18 protein-coding genes and 1 pseudogene are annotated in these 21,677 nt (G+C 71.3%); 8 read left to right on the top strand and 11 right to left on the bottom strand.

The window, feature by feature from the left end; translation table 11 throughout:
* Positions 1-3 precede the first annotated feature (3 nt).
* From G3I54_RS19460 to G3I54_RS19440, 5 genes are all read right to left on the bottom strand, one after another.
* Positions 4-1,797, bottom strand: a complete 1,794-nt coding sequence (locus tag G3I54_RS19460) for a glycoside hydrolase family 15 protein (protein WP_164616137.1) — start codon at positions 1,795-1,797, stop codon at positions 4-6.
* 58 nt (positions 1,798-1,855) lie between these two features.
* The gene (locus G3I54_RS19455; RefSeq protein ID WP_164616136.1) at positions 1,856-2,659 is read right to left on the bottom strand and encodes an SURF1 family protein; all 804 of its coding nucleotides are present in this window, start codon (positions 2,657-2,659) and stop codon (positions 1,856-1,858) included.
* Between the two features lie 78 nt (positions 2,660-2,737).
* A complete protein-coding gene (locus tag G3I54_RS19450) occupies positions 2,738-2,971 on the bottom strand; it encodes a hypothetical protein (protein ID WP_007459448.1) in 234 nt (77 codons plus the stop codon).
* 64 nt (positions 2,972-3,035) lie between these two features.
* A complete protein-coding gene (locus G3I54_RS19445) occupies positions 3,036-4,058 on the bottom strand; it encodes a DEDDh family exonuclease (RefSeq protein ID WP_164616135.1) in 1,023 nt (340 codons plus the stop codon).
* Between the two features lie 106 nt (positions 4,059-4,164).
* Positions 4,165-6,753 carry an MXAN_6230/SCO0854 family RING domain-containing protein gene (locus tag G3I54_RS19440; protein WP_164616134.1) on the bottom strand — a complete coding sequence of 863 codons (2,589 nt, stop codon included), beginning with the start codon at positions 6,751-6,753 and terminating at the stop codon, positions 4,165-4,167.
* Between the two features lie 287 nt (positions 6,754-7,040).
* Between G3I54_RS19440 and G3I54_RS19435 the strand changes: the two genes are divergently transcribed.
* From G3I54_RS19435 to G3I54_RS19425, 3 genes and pseudogenes are all read left to right on the top strand, one after another.
* Positions 7,041-8,006 (top strand): sterol desaturase family protein, encoded by a 966-nt coding sequence (locus G3I54_RS19435; protein WP_164616133.1) that lies wholly within the window; start codon positions 7,041-7,043, stop codon positions 8,004-8,006.
* On the top strand, positions 8,003-8,713 hold the full coding sequence (locus G3I54_RS19430) for a lysoplasmalogenase (RefSeq protein WP_164616132.1): 711 nt from the start codon (positions 8,003-8,005) through the stop codon (positions 8,711-8,713). Before G3I54_RS19435 ends, G3I54_RS19430 begins: the two co-directional genes overlap by 4 nt.
* A 22-nt stretch (positions 8,714-8,735) precedes the next feature.
* Positions 8,736-9,795: pseudogene (locus G3I54_RS19425) on the top strand (zinc-dependent alcohol dehydrogenase family protein).
* A 71-nt stretch (positions 9,796-9,866) separates the two neighbouring features.
* On the opposite strand, the gene G3I54_RS19420 reads toward G3I54_RS19425, so the two are convergent.
* Positions 9,867-11,405 (bottom strand): S8 family serine peptidase, encoded by a 1,539-nt coding sequence (locus G3I54_RS19420; protein WP_164616131.1) that lies wholly within the window; start codon positions 11,403-11,405, stop codon positions 9,867-9,869.
* Between the two features lie 346 nt (positions 11,406-11,751).
* Between G3I54_RS19420 and G3I54_RS19415 the strand changes: the two genes are divergently transcribed.
* From G3I54_RS19415 to moaA, 3 genes are all read left to right on the top strand, one after another.
* Positions 11,752-12,117 carry a DUF485 domain-containing protein gene (locus G3I54_RS19415; RefSeq protein WP_164616130.1) on the top strand — a complete coding sequence of 122 codons (366 nt, stop codon included), beginning with the start codon at positions 11,752-11,754 and terminating at the stop codon, positions 12,115-12,117.
* Positions 12,114-13,757 carry a cation acetate symporter gene (locus G3I54_RS19410; protein ID WP_137233903.1) on the top strand — a complete coding sequence of 548 codons (1,644 nt, stop codon included), beginning with the start codon at positions 12,114-12,116 and terminating at the stop codon, positions 13,755-13,757. Before G3I54_RS19415 ends, G3I54_RS19410 begins: the two co-directional genes overlap by 4 nt.
* A 193-nt stretch (positions 13,758-13,950) precedes the next feature.
* A complete protein-coding gene (gene moaA, locus G3I54_RS19405) occupies positions 13,951-14,940 on the top strand; it encodes a GTP 3',8-cyclase MoaA (protein WP_343240366.1) in 990 nt (329 codons plus the stop codon).
* A 3-nt stretch (positions 14,941-14,943) separates the two neighbouring features.
* Here the strand turns inward: moaA and G3I54_RS19400 are convergent, their stop codons facing one another.
* A complete protein-coding gene (locus G3I54_RS19400; RefSeq protein WP_164616128.1) occupies positions 14,944-15,225 on the bottom strand; it encodes a hypothetical protein in 282 nt (93 codons plus the stop codon).
* A gap of 221 nt (positions 15,226-15,446) precedes the next feature.
* Complete coding sequence (locus G3I54_RS19395) at positions 15,447-15,824, bottom strand: DUF3099 domain-containing protein (protein ID WP_164616127.1); 378 nt, start codon at positions 15,822-15,824, stop codon at positions 15,447-15,449.
* Between the two features lie 200 nt (positions 15,825-16,024).
* On the opposite strand from G3I54_RS19395, the gene G3I54_RS19390 reads away from it, so the two are divergent.
* Positions 16,025-16,303, top strand: coding sequence for a GlsB/YeaQ/YmgE family stress response membrane protein (locus G3I54_RS19390; protein WP_103531896.1), 279 nt, complete (start codon positions 16,025-16,027; stop codon positions 16,301-16,303).
* 85 nt (positions 16,304-16,388) lie between these two features.
* On the opposite strand, the gene tyrS is transcribed toward G3I54_RS19390, so the two are convergent.
* From tyrS to G3I54_RS19375, 3 genes are all read right to left on the bottom strand, one after another.
* Complete coding sequence (tyrS, locus tag G3I54_RS19385; RefSeq protein WP_164616126.1) at positions 16,389-17,660, bottom strand: tyrosine--tRNA ligase; 1,272 nt, start codon at positions 17,658-17,660, stop codon at positions 16,389-16,391.
* Positions 17,661-17,712: 52 nt separating this feature from the next.
* Positions 17,713-19,107, bottom strand: a complete 1,395-nt coding sequence (locus G3I54_RS19380; RefSeq protein WP_164616125.1) for a metallopeptidase TldD-related protein — start codon at positions 19,105-19,107, stop codon at positions 17,713-17,715.
* Positions 19,108-19,213: 106 nt separating this feature from the next.
* Positions 19,214-20,737, bottom strand: a complete 1,524-nt coding sequence (locus G3I54_RS19375) for a TldD/PmbA family protein (RefSeq protein ID WP_164616124.1) — start codon at positions 20,735-20,737, stop codon at positions 19,214-19,216.
* 216 nt (positions 20,738-20,953) lie between these two features.
* Between G3I54_RS19375 and fabG the strand changes: the two genes are divergently transcribed.
* Positions 20,954-21,673: a 3-oxoacyl-[acyl-carrier-protein] reductase gene (gene fabG / locus G3I54_RS19370; RefSeq protein ID WP_164616123.1), complete on the top strand. Its 720-nt coding sequence runs from the start codon at positions 20,954-20,956 to the stop codon at positions 21,671-21,673.
* The last annotated feature ends 4 nt before the right edge of the window (positions 21,674-21,677 follow it).

Here is a 21,677-nt window from a genome sequence, read left to right as displayed (position 1 = left end):
GCCCTATCCTGCCGGGTCATCCCCGGCCAGGTCGACAGCGGAGTTCACCAGTCCGATATGGCTGAAGGCCTGGGGGTAGTTGCCCAGCTGCCGCCCCGCCGCGATGTCGTACTCCTCGGCCAGCAGACCCAGGTCGTTACGGAGCTCCAGCAGCCGTTCGAACAGGGCCCGCGCCTCGTCCGGCCGGCCGATCCGCCGCAACGCGTCGACCAGCCAGAACGAGCAGGCGAGGAACGCCCCTTCGTCGCCCGGCAGTCCGTCCACCGAACCGCCCTCGGTGCTGTAGCGGCGGACCAGGCCGTCGCTGCCCAGCTCGTCGCGGACCGCGTCGACCGTGCCGATCACCCGGGGATCGTCCGGCGGCAGGAACCCGGTCCGCACGATGAGCAGCGTCGAGGCGTCCAGCTCCCGTGACCCGTAGGACTGGGTGAAGGTGTTCCGCTCGGAGTCGTACCCCTTCTCGCAGACCTCGGCGTGCACGGCGTCCCGCATCGCCCGCCAGCGCTCCGGGTCGCCGGGCAGCTCCGGGTTCTCCTCCAGCGAGCGCACCGCCCGGTCGGCCGCGACCCAGGCCATCACCTTGGAGTGCACGAAGTGCCGCCGGGCGCCGCGGATCTCCCACAGCCCCTCGTCCGGCTCGCGCCAGGTCGACTCCAGGAAGCCGAGCAGGCTGAGCTGGAGGTTCCAGGCGTGCGGCTTGTCGTCGAGACCGGCGACGCGGGCGAGGCGGAGCGCGTCGATGACCTCGCCGTACACATCGAGCTGACGCTGACGGACGGCCGCGTTGCCGGTGCGCACCGGCCGGGAGTGCTCGTACCCGGCGAGCCAGGGCAGCTCCGCCTCGGGCAGCCGGCGCTCGCCCGCCAGCCCGTACATGATCTGAAGGTCGGCCGGGTCGCCGGCCACGGCCCGCAGCAGCCAGTCCCGCCAGGCCGCCGCCTCCTCCAGATAGCCGGCCGAGACCATCGCCCCGAGGGTCAGCGTGGCGTCCCGCAGCCAGCAGAAGCGGTAGTCCCAGTTCCGTACGCCGCCGATCTCCTCCGGCAGGGAGGTGGTGGGGGCCGCCACGATGCCGCCCGTCGGGGCGTACGTCAGGGCCTTCAGGGTGATCAGCGAGCGCATCACGGCGTCGCGGTACGGCCCCTCGTACGTACACCGCGCGGTCCACTTCGCCCAGTCGTGCAGGGTGTGCTTCAGCGCCTTGTGCGGGTCGATCAGCTTCGGTCGCGGCGAGTGCGAGGGGTGCCAGGTCAGCACGAACGCCACGCTGTCGCCCTCGGCCACGGTGAACGAGGAGCAGGTGCTGAACTGCTGGCCCCACGTCTTGACCGGCGGCTCGCTGCGCAGCCATACGGAGTCGGGGCCCGCGACCGCCACCCGGTGGCCGTGCGAGCGCCGCACCCAGGGCACCACCGAGCCGAAGTCGAAGCGCAGCCGCAGCACCGAACTCATGTCGACGCTGCCGCTGACGCCCTCGACGATCCGCATCAGATCCGGCGACCTGTCGCGCTGCGGCATGAAGTCGATGACCTTCACCGTGCCGGTCCGCGTCTCCCAGTACGTCTCCAGGACCAGGGAGTCCTTCACATAGCCGCGCCGGGTGCAGGTGTCCGAGGTGCCGGCGCCCTGGGGCGCGATGCGCCAGTGGCCGTTCTCCTCGGTGCCGAGCAGGGCGGCGAAACAGGCGCCGGAATCGAAGCGGGGCAGGCAGAGCCAGTCGACCGAACCGTTCCTGCCGACGAGCGCGGCGGTCTGGAGATCGCCGATCAGGGCGTAGTCCTCGATGCGTGGGGTCACGCCTGGCGTTTTCCCGAACCGGGCCGATGCCAACCAGCCCGATGGTGTGCCGCCGGCCTCAGGCGCTCGCCGGCTCCGGCTGCCCGGCGGAGTCGGCCGTCGTGTTCTCGGCCGCGGCCTGCTCACGGTCGCGCTTCTCACGGCGTACGAGGATCAGCCAGCCGACCGGGACCGCGGCGACGAACAGCCACCACTGGATGGCGTACGCCATGTGCGGGCCGATCGAGCTGTCGTCGGGGCGGGCGATCTGCTCCGGCAGATCACCGGAAGGGGCGGGCGCGGTCTGCTCGATGTAGCCGCCGAGGACCGTCCGGGACAGCAGCTGCGACTGCTGGTCGCTGTTGATCAGCATCACCTGCCGGTCCGGCAGTCCCGCGAGGTCCTTGATGCCGCTGCTGCCGGTCGTCTCGTCCGCCTTGAGGCGGCCGGTGACGGTCACTTCGCCCCGGGGCGCGGGCGGCACGTCGGGGAAGGCGGTCTGGTTCGGCGCGGCCGGCACCCAGCCCCGGTTGACCAGGACGGTGCCGCCGTCCTTGAGGTCCAGCGGGGTCAGGACATGGACGCCGATGCGGTCGTCGTCCGAGGTCCGGCGGCGGACGACCACCTCGTGCTCGGTGTCGAACGTGCCCGTCGCGGTGACCGTCCGCCAGTAGTCCGAGCGCGGAACGGTGTGTCCGGGGGAGGTGAGTTCGGTGACCGGGACCGGCTGCGCGTCGAGGTTCCGCGAGATCAGCCTGTTCTGCTCGACCCGGTGTTCGTGCCGGTGGAACTGCCAGAAACCCAGCTCGATCATCGTCGGGATCAGGACGAGGCCGAGCAGGGTGAGGATCACCCACTGCCGGGTCAACAGGAAGCGGTACACCCCATGACCGTACAACCGGGGTCATGGGGTGCGGCACTCAGGGGTGCTGCCGGAGCGATCCGGCAATGAGGTGTTCCCTCACACTTTGTCCACGATGCCCGCCTTCCCCTCGGCGCGGGCGCAGTGGGCGCCGCAGTACCAGTGCCCGTCGACCTCGACGCCCTGCCCGATCACCTGGACCCGGCAGTGCTCGCAGATCGGCGCCATGCGGTGGATGGCGCAGGAGAAGCAGTCGAAGACGTGCACCGCACCTTGTGCGTGCACCTCGAAGGACATGCCGTAGTCGTTTCCGCAAACCTCGCAACGTGCCATGCGCCACAGGGTGGGACGCCCGGCGGCCACGGGGCGAGCGGCTGCCGGGCGAGTCGTGCCCGGTTCACTCCGATGACGGTGCGGGGGTCTGGTGCGGCAGAGTCGCCCCCGGAGCCGGTTCGGCGGGGGCCACATCGCGCAGCAGATGGGTGAAGGCGCTCTCCTCCAGGATCGGCGTCCCGAACGACTTGGCCTTCTGCGTCTTGGACGTGGCCGCGTCCGGGTCGTTGGTCACCAGCAGACTGGTCAGCCGGGACACGCTGGTCGCCACATGCAGACCGGCCTCCACCGCCCGGTCCTCCAGCAGCTCCCGGTCGATCGAGGTGTCCCCGGAGAAGGCCACCCGCATCCCCTGCTGGAGCGGCTTCTCCTTCTCGTACCGCCCCGGGTTGGGATACGGGCAGGCCGGCCGCTTGCGCGAGGGCCGCCAGCTGTTCTGCTGCCGCGAGGGCTGATACCCGACGCGCGGGGCGACGGGGGAGTCGGTCCATTCGGTCAACGGCCGGCACTCCAGCAACGGCAGCCGCACCCCGCCCCGGGCCGCCGCGTGCAGACTCGGCCGGAACGCCTCGGCCAGCACCCGGGCGTCGTCCAGGGCGTGGTGGGCCTGCTGCTGTACGACCCCGAAGTGCGCGGCGAGGGAGGCCAGCTTGTGGTTGGGCAGCGGCAGCCGCAGCTCCTTGGCCAGCGCGATGGTGCACAACCGGTGCTCGACCGGGGCGATCACCGAGGCCCGTGCGTACTCCCGGGCGATCATCGACCAGTCGAACGCCGCGTTGTGCGCGACGAGCACCCGGTCCGCGAGCCGCTCCGACAGCTCGGCGGCCACCTCCGGGAAGAGCGGCGCGCCTTCGAGCACATCGCTCGTCAGCCCGTGGATCCAGACGGGACCGGGGTCCCGCTCCGGGTTGACCAGCGTGTACCAGTGGTCCTCGACATCGCCCAGGGCGTCCAGCCGGTAGACGGCGGCGGAGATTATCCGGTCGTCGCGGGCGAGGCCGGTGGTCTCCACGTCGACGACCGCGTACCCCTGGGGGTAGGCGGTCGGCCACGGTGCGGCTGTCTGGCGGTCGTCGAGCATGGTCACAGAGAATACGGGCCATGACTGACAGTCCCCTATTCGGCCGGGTGGGGCGGGGTCGGGTGCGTCGTCGGTTCCGTCGCAACTCCGTTCCCGGCCAACCGCCTTCGGGTCAGCCGAGCGCGGCGACCAGATCGCCCGCGGTCACCCGGTCGAGACCGCAGCCGTCCACCGGTCCGGGCAGCAACCGGTAGACCGTGCCGCTCACCTTCTCCGGCGCCGCGTCCCCGTTCACCAGGGCGAGCAGCACCTGCTTCCCGGCCGCCGCCCGTTCCATCGCGGCGACTCCGTCCCGGTCCTCCGCGTCGCGCGGCTCCTCCTCGTCCGGGGTGCGCAGCGTGCGTATCCGGTCCGCGAAGGCCGCCGTGTCCTCCCCGGCCGCGCGTCGGTAGCGCACGAGGGCGTCCCGGCGGGAGACCGCCACCTCGTCGGTCCGGGCCGCCGCGTGCCACACCGCCAGATCCCACAACGTCGTACGCCCGGCCGAGAAGTACTGATACAGGTCCCTGCCCGCCCGGCCCAGCTCGTCGACGTGCCGAGCCACGCTGTGGTAGCCCTCCGACGGCGGCAGATGCAGATCGGTCCACAGGAAGGTGCGCCGCGCCACGTCCACCACCATCGGCACATGGACCCGGGAGTGGCCGATCAGGTCGTAGCGCTGGCGGACGGTCCGGGGGTCGAAGCGCGCGCCGCGCCCCTCCACCGACGGCAGGGCCATGAACCCGGCGAACGCGTCGGGCAGCAGTTCGAAGGGCACGTTGTTGTAGCTGAACACCACCGGCATCGCGAACCGCACCCCGGCCCCGGTGAGCCCGCGCAGGTCCAGGTCCGCGTATTCGCTGGCGCCCCTCGGCGCGGGGGCGGACGTCAGGTCTCCGGAGTGCACGGCCACCCGGTCCCCGTAGACCAGGTTCGTGTAGTCGCAGAGCCCGATGTACGTCCAGTCGGCGTCGAAGAGCGCCACCGACAGGTCGAGGTCGACGATCTCGGCGGGCGGCTGCATCCAGTGCAGGAACATCCGCAGCACCTCGCCCTCGGGCAGGTGCTGCGTGCTGCCCCGGGGCACCGAGACCAGCGACTTGGCCGCCGCGCTCTCGGCGGTCGGCACGGCGAGCGCCGCCAGCCCCTCGTCGAGCACCGCCAGATCGAAGCGGGAGGCGGTGGAGAGCCGCCGCAGCACCTCGCGCTCCAGCAGCGCGCAGACCCGCGCGACGGTCGTGGCCGGCAGCGGGGGGCGGGTGTCGTCCAGGGTGTACGAGCGCGTCACCTGGCCCCGGGGGAAGAAGACCCGCCGCGCGCCGGGGACGTCACGGATCCTCAGCCGCCCCAGCGCGGCCAGCAGCGGGCCGGGACCGGCCCCGGCGAGCCCGCTCTCCAGCACCTCGACCAGCGCGTGCGGCGGCTCCCCGTCCTTTGCCGTCCGCAGCACCTGGTCGAGCCGGCGCAACAGGGTGCCCGGCCGCTGGGCGAGCAGGGCGATCACCGTGTCGGTGTCGCGCGCGGCGAACGCCTGCTCGACCCGCCCGGTCCAGGTGTTGGCCTTGAACAGCGCACCGTCCGCACGGACGGCCAGCGGGTTCTCGGCGGCCGTACGCGCCAGGGTCGCCGCGAGCGGCTTCGTCACCGTGGACAGATGGGTGGCCCGCAGCACCGCGAAGGCCAGGGCGGCCCGAGGATGGCGCGCGTGCTGCTCGTTGGGGTGCAGCGTTTCGGCGGCCCGCTTCCACCGCTCCGGGTGCCGCAGCACGTCCTCGACCAGCGAGGCGGGGTCCAACCCGTCCAGTACGGCGAGGAGTTCGCGCCGGAGCCCGCGCGGCAGGGAACGGTTCCGGGGGGTGTCCAGCAGGTCAGCCCCGCCGCCCGACCAGACGGCGAGCAGCCGCAGCACGTCCGTGGCGGTGGTCAGCCGCTCGGGCAGGACCGCCCGCACCGCGTCCCGGGTCCGCCGGTCCCGCAGCAGCGTGCCGAGGACCAGCGCCTTCGTCTCCCGTACGGGAATCTCCTCGGGCAGCCAGCCGAGCCCGGCCGGAGCGTGGGCGAGCAGCGCCACGATGTCGTCGCGGTCCTCCGGCGACAGCGGGGTGCGCCGGGCCAGCAGCCGCCCGAGCGCCCTGACCGAGTCCGCCGCGGCGTCGATGCCCAGGACCAGCGGCTGCACAGGGCCGGCCGCCGTCTCCACCGGCCGCCCGGGCGGCGCGGGCTTCAGGAACGGGTCGTCGTCGGCGGTGCGGCGGTGGCAGATCGGACAGCCGGAGTAGTCGGCGCCGTCCCAGCACTCCCGGCACACGAGGTGGGCGCACGGGGCGACCGGTCGGACGCTGCCGATCGTGGAGCAGAGCACACACGGCTGGTGCGGCCACTGGAACAGCAGGGTGAACACCCGGTCCACGTACAGCTGGAGCGTGTCGTCCGGCACGGAGGCCGGGAAGCTGCGGAAGAGCGGCATGTGGGTGCGGTCCGCGCCCAGCTCCGCGTCGATGTGTCGCACCAACCGCTTCCCCGCGTCCGCCAGCCCGGCCGGTCCCAGCCATGCGAGGGCCGTGTGCAGACCCGGCGTCAGTGCGAACCCGCGGTCCAGGAGTTCGGCCTCCAGGGCCACCAGCCCGGTCGTCGTCGGCGGATCACCGGGCCGGCGCCCGGCCTCCCCGACGTACACCGTCCGAAGACGGCGGAGCAGCACGGACGACAAGGACGGCGACACGGACAAACAGGCCCCCGGGGCGGGTGAGGAGAAGGAGAGAGGCAGCGGGGGCGGAGAGTGGGTGCGCTACGAGTGTCGTAGAGGTGGAGAAGGAAGCACACCGCGGAGCCGCCCCCGCGCAAGAAGGAGCTTAGGGAGGCGTGTTGAGGGGCGCCACGTATTTATCGGGCCGACCGGCGGGCGGAGGTCCATTGTCGGAAGCTGCCAAAGTCTGCTGACAGCAGGTCTCGCATACTTGTGGGTAACAACGTCTAGCCCTCGCCGACCGGCGGCCCTACGGTGCTCGCATGGAGCCGAACCTGCCCGATGTCGTGCTGTGGTCAATACCGGCCTTCGTCCTGCTCACCGTGATCGAGATGGTCAGCTACCGCCTCCACCCGGACGAGGACGCCGCCGGGTACGAGACCAAGGACGCCGCCACCAGCCTCACCATGGGCCTCGGCAGCCTGGGCTTCGACCTGCTGTGGAAGATCCCCATCCTGGCCATCTACATGGGGGTCTACGAGCTGACGCCGCTGCGGGTGCCCGTGCTGTGGTGGACCGTCCTGCTGATGCTCCTCGCGCAGGATTTCTTCTACTACTGGTCCCACCGCGGCCACCACGTCATCCGGATCCTGTGGGCCTGCCACGTGGTCCACCACTCCAGCCGGAAGTTCAACCTCACCACCGCGCTGCGGCAGCCCTGGACCTCCGCGACCGTCTGGCCCTTCTATCTGCCGCTGATCGCCTGCGGGGTGCACCCGGCGGCGCTCGCGTTCTGCCAGTCGGCCAACCTGGTCTACCAGTTCTGGGTGCACACCGAGCGCGTCGGCAAGCTCCCGCGCCCCTTCGAATACGTCCTCAACACGCCCTCCCACCACCGCGTCCACCACGCCTCGCAGGGCAGCTACCTGGACCGCAACTACGGCGGGATCCTCATCGTCTGGGACCGGATGTTCGGGTCCTTCGCGGCCGAGACCGAGCGGCCCGTCTACGGGCTCACCAAGAACATCTCCACCCACAACCCGCTGCGCGTCGCGACCCACGAGTACGCCGCCATCGCCCGGGACGTCCGGGCCGCCGACACCTGGAGCGAGCGGGCCGGGCGGGTCTTCCGGGGGCCGGGCTGGCAGCCGGCGGCGAAGGCGGCGGGGGGAGCGGGGGCGGGAGTCACGGCATCCGCGTCCGTACCCGTCGCGTCCGTACCCGCCCAGGCCGCCGCGCCTGCCTCCGCTTCTGCGGCCCCCGCCCCCGCCCCGGAACGCACCCGGTGACCGCCACCGCGTCCCGCCCCGGCGGCACCGGACACCGCGGACGCGCCGAGCGGTTCGCCCGGCCCGTGCTGCTCGCCTTCCTCCTCGCCGCCGCCGTCGACCTGGCCGGGCTCCTCGCCGGGGCCGAGACCGTCCATCTGGTCGCCAAGCCGCTGCTGATGCCGCTGCTCGCCGGGTACGCGGCGCTGCGCGGCGGGCCCCGGCTGCTCGTCGCGGCCCTGCTGTTCGGGTGGGGCGGCGATGTCTTCCTGCTCGCCGACGACGACCTGGCCTTCCTCGTCGGCATGGGCTCCTTCGCCGTCGGCCATGTCTGCTACCTGACGCTGTTCGGGCGGGTCGAAGGCCGCGGCCGGGCCCGCGCGCCGCTGGCCACGGGGGCCGGATACGTCCTCGTCCTCGTCGTCTTCCTCGTGCTGATCTGGCCGGACCTTCCGGCGGACCTGCGGATCCCGCTGACCGGCTACAGCCTGCTGCTCACCGCCATGGCCTGGCGGGCGGGCGTGCTCGGACCGTACGCGGCGGCCGGCGGTGCGCTCTTCCTGCTCTCCGACGCCCTCATCGCCACCGGCATCGCCGACTGGCCGCAGGCGCCCGCCCCCGATTTCTGGGTGATGCTCACCTACATCGCCGCACAGGCCCTGCTGGCCCTCGGGGCGCTCGGGGCGCTCCCGGCGGGGGCGTACCGTGAGCGGGGTACCAGCAGCTGAGACCGGCAAGGACCCCGAACGTATGCGCGCCACCGTCATCCACGCCCCCCCACGACATCCGGGTGGAGGAGGTGCCGGACCCGAGGATCCAGCGACCCACCGACGTGGTGCTGAGGGTCCTGCGGGCCTGCATCTGCGGCAGCGACCTGTGGGCCTACCGGGGCGAGTCGGCTCGGCGGCCCGGGCAGCGCATCGGCCACGAGTTCCTCGGCGTCGTCGAGGAGGCCGGCCCCGGCGTCCACGGCTTCGCGGTCGGCGATCTGGCCGTCGCCCCGTTCGTCTGGTCCGACGGCACCTGTACCTACTGCGCCGAGGGCCTCACCACCTCCTGCCCCGAAGGCGGCTTCTGGGGCTCGGTCGGCTCCGACGGCGCGCAGTCGGACGGCGGGCAGGGCGAGGCCGTCCGCGTCCCCCACGCCGACGGCACCCTCGTCAAGCTCCCGGCCGCCGCCGCCTCCGACGACCGCCTCCTCACCGCCCTGCTGGCGCTCTCCGACGTGCTGGGCACCGGCCACCACGCCGCCGTCGGCGCGGGTGTGACCCAGGGCTCCACCGTCGCGGTCGTCGGTGACGGCGCGGTCGGCCTGTGCGGGGTGCTCGCCGCCAAGCGGCTCGGCGCGGAGCGCGTCATCGCGCTCGGCCGCCACCCCGCGCGCACCGACATCGCCCGCCGCTTCGGCGCGACCGACGTGGTCGCCGAACGCGGCGAGGCCGCCCTCGCCGCCGTCCGCGAGCTGACCCGGGGCGAGGGCGCGCACAGCGTCATCGAGGCCGTCGGCACCGAGCAGTCGATGCGCACCGCCCTCGGCATCGTCCGCGACGGCGGCTCCATTGGTTACGTCGGCGTCCCGCACGGCAGCGGGACAGGCGTGGACCTCGGAGTGATGTTCGACCGGAACATCGCGCTGCGCGGCGGCGTCGCCCCCGTACGCACGTACATACCGGAGCTGCTCCCGGACGTGCTGGACGGCACGATCGACCCGTCGCCCGTCTTCGACCGGTCCGTAGGGCTGGACGAGGTGCCCGTCGGCTACCAGGAGATGGACGAGCGGACCGCGCTGAAGGTGCTCATCACGCCGTAGCGCCACGGCACAGGGCGAGGGCCCGGGGAGAACGTCCTCCCCGGGCCCTCGCTCATCGCTCGGTCGGATGCCTACCAGCGCACCGCGTCCAGCGCGTCCACCACTCCGGCCCCGTAGAAGCTGTTGTAGCTCTTGCCGCCCTCGCAGACCGCGTCGATGACGCCGTCACCGTTGATGTCGTACGGCTCGCCGCACGCCTTCGCGTCCGCCTCCAGCGTCAGCAGCGCCTTCACCGCGGCGGGCGAGGCGTAGGGGTGCTTGGACTTGATCAGCGCCACGACGCCCGCGACATGCGGGGACGCCATCGACGTACCGGCCTTGTAGCCGAACTTGCCGCCCGGCAGGGTCGACAGGATCAGCCCGTTGACGGCCGGCGGCTCGGGGGTCTGGTAGACCGTCGAGTCACCGCCCGGGGCCGCCACGTCGATGATGCCCTTGCCGTAGTTCGAGTACGAGGACTTCAGGCCCTTCGCACCCGTCGCGGAGACCGTCACGACGCCCGGCAGCATGGTCGGGATGTCCGGGCACAGCTTCGGGTCGACCGTCCGCGTGACCGTCTCGGAGTCGTTCGGGCTGGTCGTGTCCTCGATCGCGGAGGACGCCAGGTCCTGGCGGGAGTTGCCCGCCGCCGCGACGTTGACCGTGCCCTTGCGCTCCGCGTACTTCACGGCGCGGGTCAGCGCGTCGACCAGGGCGCCCTGGTCCGGGTCGTTCTTGCAGTTGAACAGCCACGGGTCGGTGTAATAGCTGTTGTTGGTCACGTCCACGCCGCGCTCGGCGGCCCAGAGGAACCCGCAGACGACGGCCTCGGTGTAGAAGAACCCGTCCGGGTTCGACACCTTGATGCCCGACACCTTCACGCCCGGGGCGACACCGGTGACCCCGACGCCGTTCTTCGCGGCGGCGATGGTGCCCGCCACATGCGTGCCGTGGTCGCTCTCGCCCGCCGCCGGACGCCAGGAGCCGGCGGTGGTGTCCGGAGCGCCCGACACACAGTTGACCGAGGCGCGGCTGTCGAAGTTCGGGGCCAGGTCCGGGTGGGTGTCGTCGACGCCGGTGTCGATGACGGCGACCGTCACCTTCTTCGAGCCCAGCGACTTCTGGTGCGCCTTGTCCGCCTTGATCGCGGGCAGCGACCACTGGAGGGGCTCCAGCGGATCCTCGTCGGCCGTCGCCTTCGCGGCGGCCGCCGCCGCCTGCTCGGCGGTGAGCGGCTGCGCTATCGAGCCGACGTCCTTGGTGGCCTGCGGAACGATCGGGTTGGTGCGGGTGGCGCCCGCCGACTCCACACCGCGTGCCCGGCGGATCGTTTCGCCGAAGGCCGGGTTCTGCGAGTGGGCGACGATGACGCCGATCTGCTCGTAGGCGACGACGACGGTGCCGCCGGCCTTGGCGATCGCCTTCTTGACGTCCTTGACGGCGCCGTGGCCGCCCCGGGTGTTGACCACGTAGGACAGCTTCGGCCCGTCGGTCCGGGCGCTCGCGGCGGCCTGCTCGCCGGTGGGCGCCGCCGTGGCCGTCGCCGTCGGCAGGAAGCCGAGCGAGGCGGTCAGCGCGAGTCCGACGGGCACCGCGAGTGCGCGGGTCCGTCTCGATGCCAGATGAGCCATGGGTTCTCCACATCATCCGTGCCGAACGACCGGACACCTGGCGTGTTCGGTCGCGTACATGACGAGTGAAGCTATCGCTGATCATCCCGGCGCATCAACGTTTCCGGGCAAGTGAGTTCGAAGAGTGACCGATGCGGCCGAATGTGGACGGGGGACTTACGGGCATTCGGGTGTACCGCGACACCTCCGAGAAGGCGAACGAGAAGGCGAAAGACGCGGTGAACCGCTTCGTCGCGCCCTCCGTGCCGTTGTCCAGGAGGTACATCACCGTCCCCCGCCGGTAACGAGGCCTCCCATGACACCCACCGTCCCCCAGATCACCGCACCCGCGTCGCGAGGAGATTCCGTGGCTACCGATGCACCGCCGCCCGAGGGCACATCGCCCGCCGGACCCGTCCAGCCCACCACCGAGGCGTTCATCGCGATGCAGGCGAGCCCGGACTTCGCCGACCTGCGCCGCTCCCACCGCTCCTTCGCCTTCCCCCTGACCATCGCCTTCGTGACCTGGTACCTGCTGTACGTCCTGCTCTGCAACTACGCGGGCGGATTCATGGCCACCAAGGTCGTCGGCAACATCAACATGGCGCTCGTCCTCGGACTCGCCCAGTTCGCCACCACCTTCCTCATCGCCTGGCTCTACTCCCGGCACGCCGCCACCAAGCTCGACCCCAAGGCCGATGCGATCAAGTCCCGTATGGAGGCCGACGTATGAGCGCCGCCCACGCCCTTTACCCCACCGTCCAGCTCGCCGCCACCGAGGGGGCGAGCGAGCACCGGCCGCTGATCATCACGCTGTTCGCCGCCTTCGTCGTGGCGACCCTCTTCATCACCGTGTGGGCGGGCCGCCAGACCAAGAGCGCCGCCGACTTCTACGCGGGCGGCCGCCAGTTCACCGGATTCCAGAACGGACTCGCGGTCTCCGGCGACTACATGTCCGCCGCGTCCTTCCTCGGCATCGCCGGAGCCATCGCGCTCTTCGGATACGACGGCTTCCTGTACTCCATCGGCTTCCTCGTCGCCTGGCTCGTCGCCCTGCTCCTGGTCGCCGAACCGCTGCGCAACTCCGGCCGCTACACCATGGGCGACGTCCTCGCCTACCGGATGCGCCAGCGCCCCGTCCGTACCGCCGCGGGTACGTCCACGATCGTCGTCTCGATCTTCTACCTGCTGGCCCAGATGGCCGGCGCGGGCGTCCTCGTCTCGCTGCTGCTCGGCATCACCAGCGACGCCGGGAAGATCCTCATCGTCGCCCTGGTCGGCGTGCTCATGATCCTCTACGTCACCATCGGCGGCATGAAGGGCACCACCTGGGTGCAGATGGTCAAGGCCGTCCTGCTCATCGCGGGCACCCTGCTCATCACCTTCCTGATCCTGCTGAAGTTCAACTTCAACATCTCCGACCTGCTCGGCACCGCCGCCAGCAACAGCGGCAAGGGCGCGGCCTTCCTGGAGCCCGGCCTGAAGTACGGCGCCACCGGCGTCTCGAAGCTGGACTTCATCTCGCTCGGCATCGCCCTGGTCCTCGGCACCGCCGGCCTGCCGCACATCCTGATCCGCTTCTACACGGTGCCCACCGCCAAGGCCGCCCGTAAGTCCGTGAACTGGGCGATCGGCATCATCGGCGCCTTCTACCTGATGACGATCGTGCTCGGCTTCGGCGCCGCCGCGATCCTCAAGCCGGGCGACATCATCGCCTCCAACAAGGCGGGCAACACCGCGGCGCCACTAGCCGCACTGGAGATCGGCGGCGGCTCCGGATCCACCGGCGGCGCCATCCTCCTCGCGGTGATCTCCGCCGTCGCCTTCGCCACCATCCTGGCCGTCGTCGCCGGACTCACCCTCGCCTCCTCCTCGTCCTTCGCGCACGACATCTACGCCAACGTCATCCGCAAGGGGCAGGCCACCGAGAAGGAGGAGGTCCGCGCCGCACGCTGGGCCACCGTCGCCATCGGCATCGTCTCCATCGCGCTCGGCGCGCTCGCCCGCGACCTCAACGTCGCCGGGCTCGTCGCCCTGGCCTTCGCGGTCGCTGCCTCCGCCAACCTGCCGACGATCCTCTACAGCCTCTTCTGGAAGCGCTTCACCACCCAGGGGGCCCTCTGGTCCATCTACGGAGGCCTCGCCTCCTCCGTCCTGCTGGTGCTGTTCTCGCCGGTCGTCTCCTCCAAGCCGACCTCGATGTTCCCGGGCGTCGACTTCGCCTGGTTCCCGCTGGAGAACCCCGGCCTGATCTCGATCCCGCTCGGCTTCCTGCTCGGCTGGGTCGGCTCGCTGATCTCCAAGGAGAAGCCCGACACCGACAAGTACGCGGAACTGGAGGTCAAGTCCCTCACCGGCGTCGGAGCCCACTGAGCACACCGGTGCGGGCGGGCCCGTTCGGCCCTTCACCCACCACCCGCGGCCGGGCCGCGTCGTAGAGTCCTACGACGCGGCCCGGCCGCACCTCGTGGCAAACGGGCCACCCCGATGTCACATGTCTCACGTAGGCTCGGAAGTAACGGAAGCCAGAGAAGAGCGACCGCACCACCCGGGGGAGGGACCCACCGTGCTCATCGACACCTACGACCGGGTCGCCACCGACCTGCGCGTGTCACTCACCGACAAGTGCAACCTGCGCTGCACCTACTGCATGCCCGAAGAGGGCCTCCAGTGGCTCGGCAAGAGCGAGCTGCTCTCCGACGACGAGATCGTGCGCCTGATCCGCATCGCCGTCACCTCGCTCGGCATCACCGAGGTCCGTTTCACCGGCGGCGAGCCCCTGCTGCGCCCCGGCCTCGTCTCCATCGTCGAGCAGTGCGCCGCGCTCACCCCGCGCCCCCGCATGTCGCTCACCACCAACGGCATCGGACTCAAGCGGACCGCCGCCGCCCTCAAGGCCGCGGGCCTCGACCGGGTCAACGTCTCGCTGGACACCCTGCGCCCCGACGTCTTCAAGACCCTCACCCGCCGTGACCGCCACCAGGATGTGCTGGACGGCCTGGAGGCCGCCCGCGAGGCCGGGCTCACCCCGGTGAAGGTCAACTCCGTCCTGATGCCGGGACTCAACGACGACGAGGCCCCCGAGCTGCTCGCCTGGGCCGTGGCCAACGACTACGAGCTCCGCTTCATCGAGCAGATGCCGCTCGACGCCCAGCACGGCTGGAAGCGCGACGGCATGATCACCGCCGGGGACATCCTCGCCTCGCTGCGCACCCGCTTCACCCTGACCGCCGAGAGCGACGCCTCCCGCGGCTCCGCCCCCGCCGAGCGCTGGACCGTCGACGGCGGCCCGCACCGCGTCGGTGTGATCGCCTCCGTCACCCGCCCGTTCTGCCGCGCCTGCGACCGTACGCGGCTCACCGCCGACGGCCAGGTCCGCACCTGCCTCTTCGCCCGCGAGGAGACGGATCTACGCGGGGCGCTGCGCGGCGACGCACCGGACGAGGAGATCGCCCAGCTCTGGAGGACGGCGATGTGGGGCAAGAAGGCGGGCTCCGGACTGGACGACCCGTCCTTCCTGCAGCCCGACCGCCCGATGTCGGCGATCGGCGGCTGACGCTCAGGCGTCCCGAGAACCCTCGTCCCGCGAACCCTTGGATCCCTCGGGGCCGGACTCCCAGTCCTTCAACGCCACGACGTCCTTGAGGAAACCCCGCACCCCGAGGAACGAGGACAGATGCTCCCGGTGCTCGTCGCAGGCCAGCCAGGTCTTGCGCCGCTCGGGCGTGTGCAGTTTGGGGTTGTTCCAGGCGAGCACCCACACGGCGGCGGCCCGGCAGCCCTTGGCGGAACAGAGCGGGGCGCCGGTGGAACTCTCGGCGGACGTCTCGGGAAAGATCACACCACCCAGCCTAAGTCAGGTGCTCCGCGAGCTTCCTGACGCATCCCCGGCCGGAGAAAGGGCGACGCCGAGCAGCCACGGGGGGAGCTGCCCGGCGTCGGTCCGTCGCTCCGACGGGGGATGCGGAGCGCACTCGAAGTATGTCACGGGGACCGGGGTGCGGTGCACCGGAACGTCATGATTGATCTGAGCTTTTCATGAGCTTCGCGGTGCCCGCGAGGTCAGGCGTGCTCGTGCGGCGGCGGTACCCGGCCGGACGCCCCGTCGGCGGTCCCGGACTCCGCGGAACCGGCCACCGGAGCGGCCTCCAGAGCAGGCTGCATCGGCATCTGCACGAATGTCGTCGGGAGTGAAGTCGCGTTCTCCCGGCCTGCGTTGGCGATGACCACCGCCACGTACGGCAGCAGCACGCCCAGCACGAGCGCCACGATCGCCACATGCCGCTCCACGTTCCACAGCACCGCGGCCAGCACCACCGCCACCGTGCGCACCGACATCGAGATCACATAGCGCCGCTGTCGGCCGCGGACGTCGTCCGTGAGTCCCTGACGGGCGCCCGTGATCCGGATGACCTCCGGACCCGCGTTCTTCCGCAGCATGCTCCACCACCAGATCTCGTCGCCGGTCGCTCCCCGGACCGGGCCGCATCCACGGTACGCCCGGCGTCCGCCGAGGAGGAGACCGGGGCGCGTCCGACGCGAGGGGCCGGGTCCCCCGTACGGCCCAACCGGGCATGCGCCGGCCGGACGGCGGGTCAAGACTGGGCGGACGCGCACTCCGCGCCGTACGAGGAGGCGAAATGAGCTGGTTGTGGGCGATCATCGTGGGATTGGTGCTCGGTGTCATCGCCAGAGCGATCCTGCCCGGTAAGCAGGACATCCCGCTCTGGCTGACGGCCGTGTTCGGCATCCTCGGCAGCATCCTCGGCAACGCCGTGGCCGGCTGGATCGGTGTCGAGGACACCAAGGGCATCGACTGGATCCGTCATGTGCTGCAGCTGGCGGGCGCCGTGGCGGTCGTCGCCGTCGGCGACATGGCCTGGCAGGCCTTCCGGGGCAACCGGAAACAGAGAACCTGACCGGTACAAAGGTCACCCGGAACGCCGCGGCCGGACACGCGAGAAACAGCGTGTCCGGCCGCGGCGTCGTGCTGAGCGGGAGGGGTCAGACCGCCGGGCGGACCTCCACGGCCGCCAGGTTCTTCTTGCCCCGGCGCAGCACCAGCCAGCGCCCGTGCAGCAGCTCCCCGGCGTCCGGCGCGACCTCGCCGTCGGCGACCTTCACGTTGTTCACGTAGGCGCCGCCCTCCTTGACCGTGCGGCGCGCCCCCGACTTGCTGGGCGCCAGGCCGACCTCCACCAGCAGGTCCACCAGCGGGCCCAGCTCGGCGACGGTGGCGTGCGGTACCTCGGACAGGGCCGCGCTCAGCGTCGCCTCGTCCAGCTCGGCCAGGTCGCCCTGCCCGAACAGCGCCTTCGACGCCGCGATGACGGCGGCGCACTGCGCACCGCCGTGCACCAGCGTGGTCAGCTCCTCGGCCAGCGCCCGCTGCGCGGAACGCGCCTGCGGCCGCTCCTCGGTCAGCTCCTCCAGCTCCTCCAGCTCCGCACGGCTCTTGAAGCTGAGGATGCGCAGGTAGCGCGAGACGTCCCGGTCGTCCACGTTCAGCCAGAACTGGTAGAACGCGTACGGCGTGGTCATCTCCGGGTCGAGCCAGACGGCGCCGCTCTCGGACTTGCCGAACTTCGTCCCGTCCGCCTTCGTCATCAGCGGCGTCGCCAGCGCGTGCACGCCTGCGCCCGGCTCCAGGCGGTGGATCAGGTCGATGCCCGCGGTGAGGTTGCCCCACTGGTCGCTGCCGCCCTGCTGGAGGGTGCAGCCGTACCGGCGGTACAGCTCCAGGAAGTCCATGCCCTGGAGCAGCTGGTAGCTGAACTCGGTGTAGCTGATGCCCTCCTGCGACTCCAGCCGCCGGGCGACCGAGTCCTTGGTGAGCATCTTGTTGACCCGGAAGTGCTTGCCGATGTCCCGCAGGAACTCGATCGCGGACATGCCCGCGGTCCAGTCCAGGTTGTTGACCATCGTCGCCGCGTTCGGGCCCTCGAAGGTGAGGAAGGGCTCGATCTGCCCCCGCAGCCGCTGCACCCAGGCGGCGATGGTCTCCGGGTCGTTCAGCGTCCGCTCGGCGGTGGGCCGCGGGTCACCGATCTGGCCCGTGGCGCCGCCGACCAGAGCGAGCGGCTTCAGGCCCGCCTGCTGGAGCCGCCGCATGGTGAGCACCTGCACGAGGTGCCCCACGTGCAGGCTCGCGGCGGTCGGGTCGAAGCCGCAATAGAAGGTGACGGGACCGTCCGCGAGAGCCTTGCGCAATGCGTCCTCGTCAGTGGACTGGGCGAACAGCCCGCGCCACTTCAGCTCGTCGACGATGTCCGTCACGGTTCCGGTGCTCCTTATGCCTGGTAGAGATGTACGTGTCAGTCTAGGCGGGTCATACGCCCAGGCTGACCGAGCTCATGTTGAAGTCCGGGATGCGCAGCGCGGGCATTGCGGCCCGGGTGAACCAGTCGCCCCACTCGCGCGGCAGCGTCTTCTCCGTACGCCCCGCCTCAGAGGCCCGCGAGAGCAGGTCCACCGGCGACTCGTTGAACCGGAAGTTGTTCACCTCGCCGACCACCTCGCCGTCCTCGACCAGATAGACGCCGTCCCGGGTCAGCCCGGTCAGCAGCAGCGTCGCCGGGTCCACCTCGCGGATGTACCAGAGGCAGGTCAGCAGCAGCGCCCGCCCGGTCGTCGCGGCCACCATCTCCTCCAGCGACCGCTCGCCGCCCCCGTCCAGCACCAGGTTGTCGATGCCCGGGGCGACCGGAAGGCCGGTCAGGCCCGCCGTGTGCCGGGTCGTCGTCAGCCGCTCCAGCTTTCCGTCCCGGATCCAGTCCGTCGGGGCCAGCGGCAGCCCGTTGTCGAAGACGGAACCGCTGTCGCCGGAGGAGTGGGCGATCACGAACGGCGCCGACTCCAGGCCCGGCGCGTGCGGGTCGCTGCGCAGGGTGAGCGGAAGCGGTGCGAGCGTCTCGCCCAGGCGCGTACCGCCGCCCGGCGTGGAGAACACCGTCCGGCCCTCGACGGCGTCCCGCGCGGTCGACGACCACAGCTGGTAGATCAGCAGGTCGGCGACGGCGGTCGGCGGCAGCAGCGTCTCGTACCGGCCGGCCGGCAGCTCGATGCGCCGCTCCGCCCAGCGCAACCGCCGCGCCAGCTCCGCGTCCATCGCCGCCGGGTCGACGTCCTTGAAGTCCCGGGTCGCCCGGCCCGCCCACGCCGAGCGCGTCCGGTCCGGCGACTTCGCGTTCAGCTCCAGCGTCCCGTTCGGCTGGTCGTGGCGCAGCCGCAGCCCCGTCGACGTACCCAGGTAGGTGGAGGTCAGCTCGTGGTTCGCGAAGCCGTACAGCTCGCGGCCCCCGGAGCGGGCGCGGGCGAAGGCGTCGCCGAGCGCCGGGGCGAAGTCGGCGAAGACCTCCGAACCGGTCTCGGCGGGCGCGTCCGTGAAGTCGGGGGAGGAGGGCACCCCGCTCACCAGCGGCTGCGCGTCCTCGGCCGGACCCGCGCCCCGGGCTGCGGCCTCGGCGGCACGCACCAGCGGCTCCAGGTCGTCGGTGGTCACGGCGGACCGGGAGACGACGCCGGACGCCGTGCCCTGCGCGCCGTCGACGGTCGCGATGACGGTCAGGGTGCGGCCCCGGGTCACCCCGTTCGTGGTGAGCGCGTTGCCCGCCCAGCGCAGATTGGCGGAGGACTCCTCATCGGCGATGACCACCAGGCCGTCCGTGGTGGACAGCTCCAGAGCCCGCTCGACGATCTCGTACGGCTTGCTGACGCGGCTCATCGTCCGGCCTCCTGCGTCGTGTCGAGACTGTGCTGACCCGGGGGACACTGCGTCCGATTGCGGCTGCGCCGCGGGCCGGACCCCCAGCCGGTTCCGTGGTCGCCGTTCATCGTCCGGCCTCCTGCGTCGTGTTGAGGATGTTGACGCCCCGGAAGAGGGCGGAGGGGCAGCCGTGCGAGACCGCCGCGACCTGGCCCGGCTGGGCCTTGCCGCAGTTGAACGCGCCGCCCAGCACATACGTCTGGGGGCCGCCGACCTTCTCCATCGAGCCCCAGAAGTCCGTGGTCGTCGCCTGGTACGCCACATCGCGCAGCTGCCCGGCCAGCTTGCCGTTCTCGATGCGGAAGAACCGCTGCCCGGTGAACTGGAAGTTGTAGCGCTGCATGTCGATCGACCAGGACCGGTCGCCGACCACGTAGATCCCGCGCTCGACCCCGCCGATCAGGTCCTCCGTGGACAGCCCGCCAGGATCGGGCTGGAGCGACACGTTCGCCATGCGCTGTACGGGTACGTGGCCCGGCGAGTCCGCGAACGCGCAGCCGTTGGAACGGCCCAGGCCCGTCAGCTTCGCGATCCGGCGGTCCAGCTGGTAGCCGACCAGCGTGCCGTCCTTCACCAGGTCCCACGACTGCGCCTCGACGCCCTCGTCGTCGTACCCGACCGTCGCGAGCCCGTGCTCGGCCGTGCGGTCGCCCGTCACGTTCATCACGGGGGAGCCGTACGCCAGTTTGCCCAGCTGGTCGAAGGTGGCGAACGAGGTCCCGGCGTACGCCGCCTCGTACCCCAGCGCCCGGTCCAGCTCGGTGGCGTGGCCGATCGACTCGTGGATGGTCAGCCACAGGTTCGACGGGTCGACGACCAGGTCGTACGCCCCCGCCTCGACGCTCGGCGCGCGCATCTTCTCCGCGAGCAGCCCGGGGATCTGCTCCAGCTCGGCGTTCCAGTCCCAGCCGGTCCCGGTCAGATACTCCCAGCCCCGGCCCGCCGGCGGCGCGATCGTCCGCATCGAGTCGAACTCGCCCGTCGTGCCGTCCACCGCGACGGCGGTGAACTGCGGATGGATCCGCACCCGCTGCTGCGTGGTGACGGTGCCCGCCGTGTCCGCGTAGAACTTGTTCTCGTGCACGGTCATCAAGGACGCGTCCACATGCGCGACGCCCTCCGCGCCCAGCAGCCGCCCGCTCCACTCGGCGAGCAGCGCCGCCTTCTCCTCGTCCGGTACGGAGAAGGGGTCGACGTCGTACGCCGAGACCCAGGTCCGCTCGCCGTGCACCGGCTCCTCCGCCAGCTCCACGCGCTCGTCGGAACCGGCGGCCGCGATCACCTTCGCCGACAGCTTGGCCATCGCGACGGCCTGCGAGGCCACCTTCGCGGCTGCGTCCATCGTCAGGTCCACGCCCGAGGCGAACCCCCACGCCCCGCCGTGCACCACGCGCACCGCGTAACCGAGGTCCGTGCTGTCCGACGCCCCGGCCGGCCGCGCGTCCCGCAGCCGCCAGGAGGCGCTGCGCACCCGCTCCAGCCGGAAGTCGGCGTGCGTCGCGCCGAGCGCCCGTGCTCGGGCGAGCGCCGCATCGGCCAGCGCTCGCGACGGCAGGGCCAGGAATGACTGATCTACCTCGTGGGGCACAGGGAGTTCCCTTCTCGATACACCACGGCAGTGAACCACGCCGGAGGGTGACCGCACCGGGGGATATCCCGGACGCGTGGGCCGACCACGTAAGCCCGGGGACTGTAGGAACCCGACAGCCCCCCGGACAAGCCACTGTCAGGGCCCGATTCCTCGATCGGCGCACGGTACCGATAGGTTTTCGACGTACTACACAGCCAAGGAAAGGGTGATCCGTTGAGCCGCTCGGTTCTCGTCACCGGAGGAAACCGGGGCATCGGCCTCGCCATCGCCCGCGCCTTCGCCGACAACGGCGACCAGGTCGCGATCACCTACCGTTCCGGAGAGCCGCCCCAGGTCCTCGCCGAGGCCGGAGTCCTCGCGGTCCGCTGCGACATCACGGACGCCGAGCAGGTGGAGCAGGCCTACAAGGAGATCGAGGAGAAGCACGGTCCCGTGGAGGTGCTGGTCGCCAACGCCGGCATCACCAAGGACCAGTTGCTGATGCGGATGTCGGAGGACGACTTCACCTCCGTCCTCGACACCAACCTCACCGGCACCTTCCGGGTCGTCAAGCGCGCCAACCGCGGCATGCTGCGCGCCAAGAAGGGCCGCGTCGTCCTGATCTCCTCCGTCGTCGGCCTCCTCGGCTCGGCCGGTCAGGCCAACTACGCAGCCTCCAAGGCCGGGCTGGTCGGCTTCGCCCGGTCGCTGGCCCGTGAACTCGGCTCGCGGAACATCACCTTCAACGTCGTCGCCCCCGGTTTTGTCGACACCGACATGACCCAGGCGCTCACCGAGGAGCAGCGCAAGGGCATCGTGTCCCAGGTGCCGCTCGGCCGCTACGCGCAGCCCGAGGAGATCGCCGCCGCGGTGCGCTTCCTCGCCTCCGACGACGCGTCGTACATCACTGGAGCCGTCATTCCCGTTGACGGCGGATTGGGCATGGGTCACTGATCAC

The organism is Streptomyces sp. SID14515, assembly GCF_010548505.1.
Lineage (GTDB): Bacteria > Actinomycetota > Actinomycetes > Streptomycetales > Streptomycetaceae > Streptomyces > Streptomyces caviscabies.
Note: the sequence above shows the minus strand (reverse complement) of the source record. Positions and strands in the feature narration are given on the sequence as shown.

What these genes read in the sequence shown, in the direction of transcription:
- G3I54_RS19450 (WP_007459448.1), bottom strand. Translation starts at nt 2,971, where the DNA reads ATGGCACGTTGCGAGGTTTGCGGAAACGACTACGGCATGTCCTTCGAG.
- G3I54_RS19435 (WP_164616133.1), top strand. Translation starts at nt 7,041, where the DNA reads ATGGAGCCGAACCTGCCCGATGTCGTGCTGTGGTCAATACCGGCCTTC.
- G3I54_RS19420 (WP_164616131.1), bottom strand. Translation starts at nt 11,405, where the DNA reads ATGGCTCATCTGGCATCGAGACGGACCCGCGCACTCGCGGTGCCCGTC.
- G3I54_RS19410 (WP_137233903.1), top strand. Translation starts at nt 12,114, where the DNA reads ATGAGCGCCGCCCACGCCCTTTACCCCACCGTCCAGCTCGCCGCCACC.
- G3I54_RS19395 (WP_164616127.1), bottom strand. Translation starts at nt 15,824, where the DNA reads ATGCTGCGGAAGAACGCGGGTCCGGAGGTCATCCGGATCACGGGCGCC.
- G3I54_RS19390 (WP_103531896.1), top strand. Translation starts at nt 16,025, where the DNA reads ATGAGCTGGTTGTGGGCGATCATCGTGGGATTGGTGCTCGGTGTCATC.
- G3I54_RS19380 (WP_164616125.1), bottom strand. Translation starts at nt 19,107, where the DNA reads ATGAGCCGCGTCAGCAAGCCGTACGAGATCGTCGAGCGGGCTCTGGAG.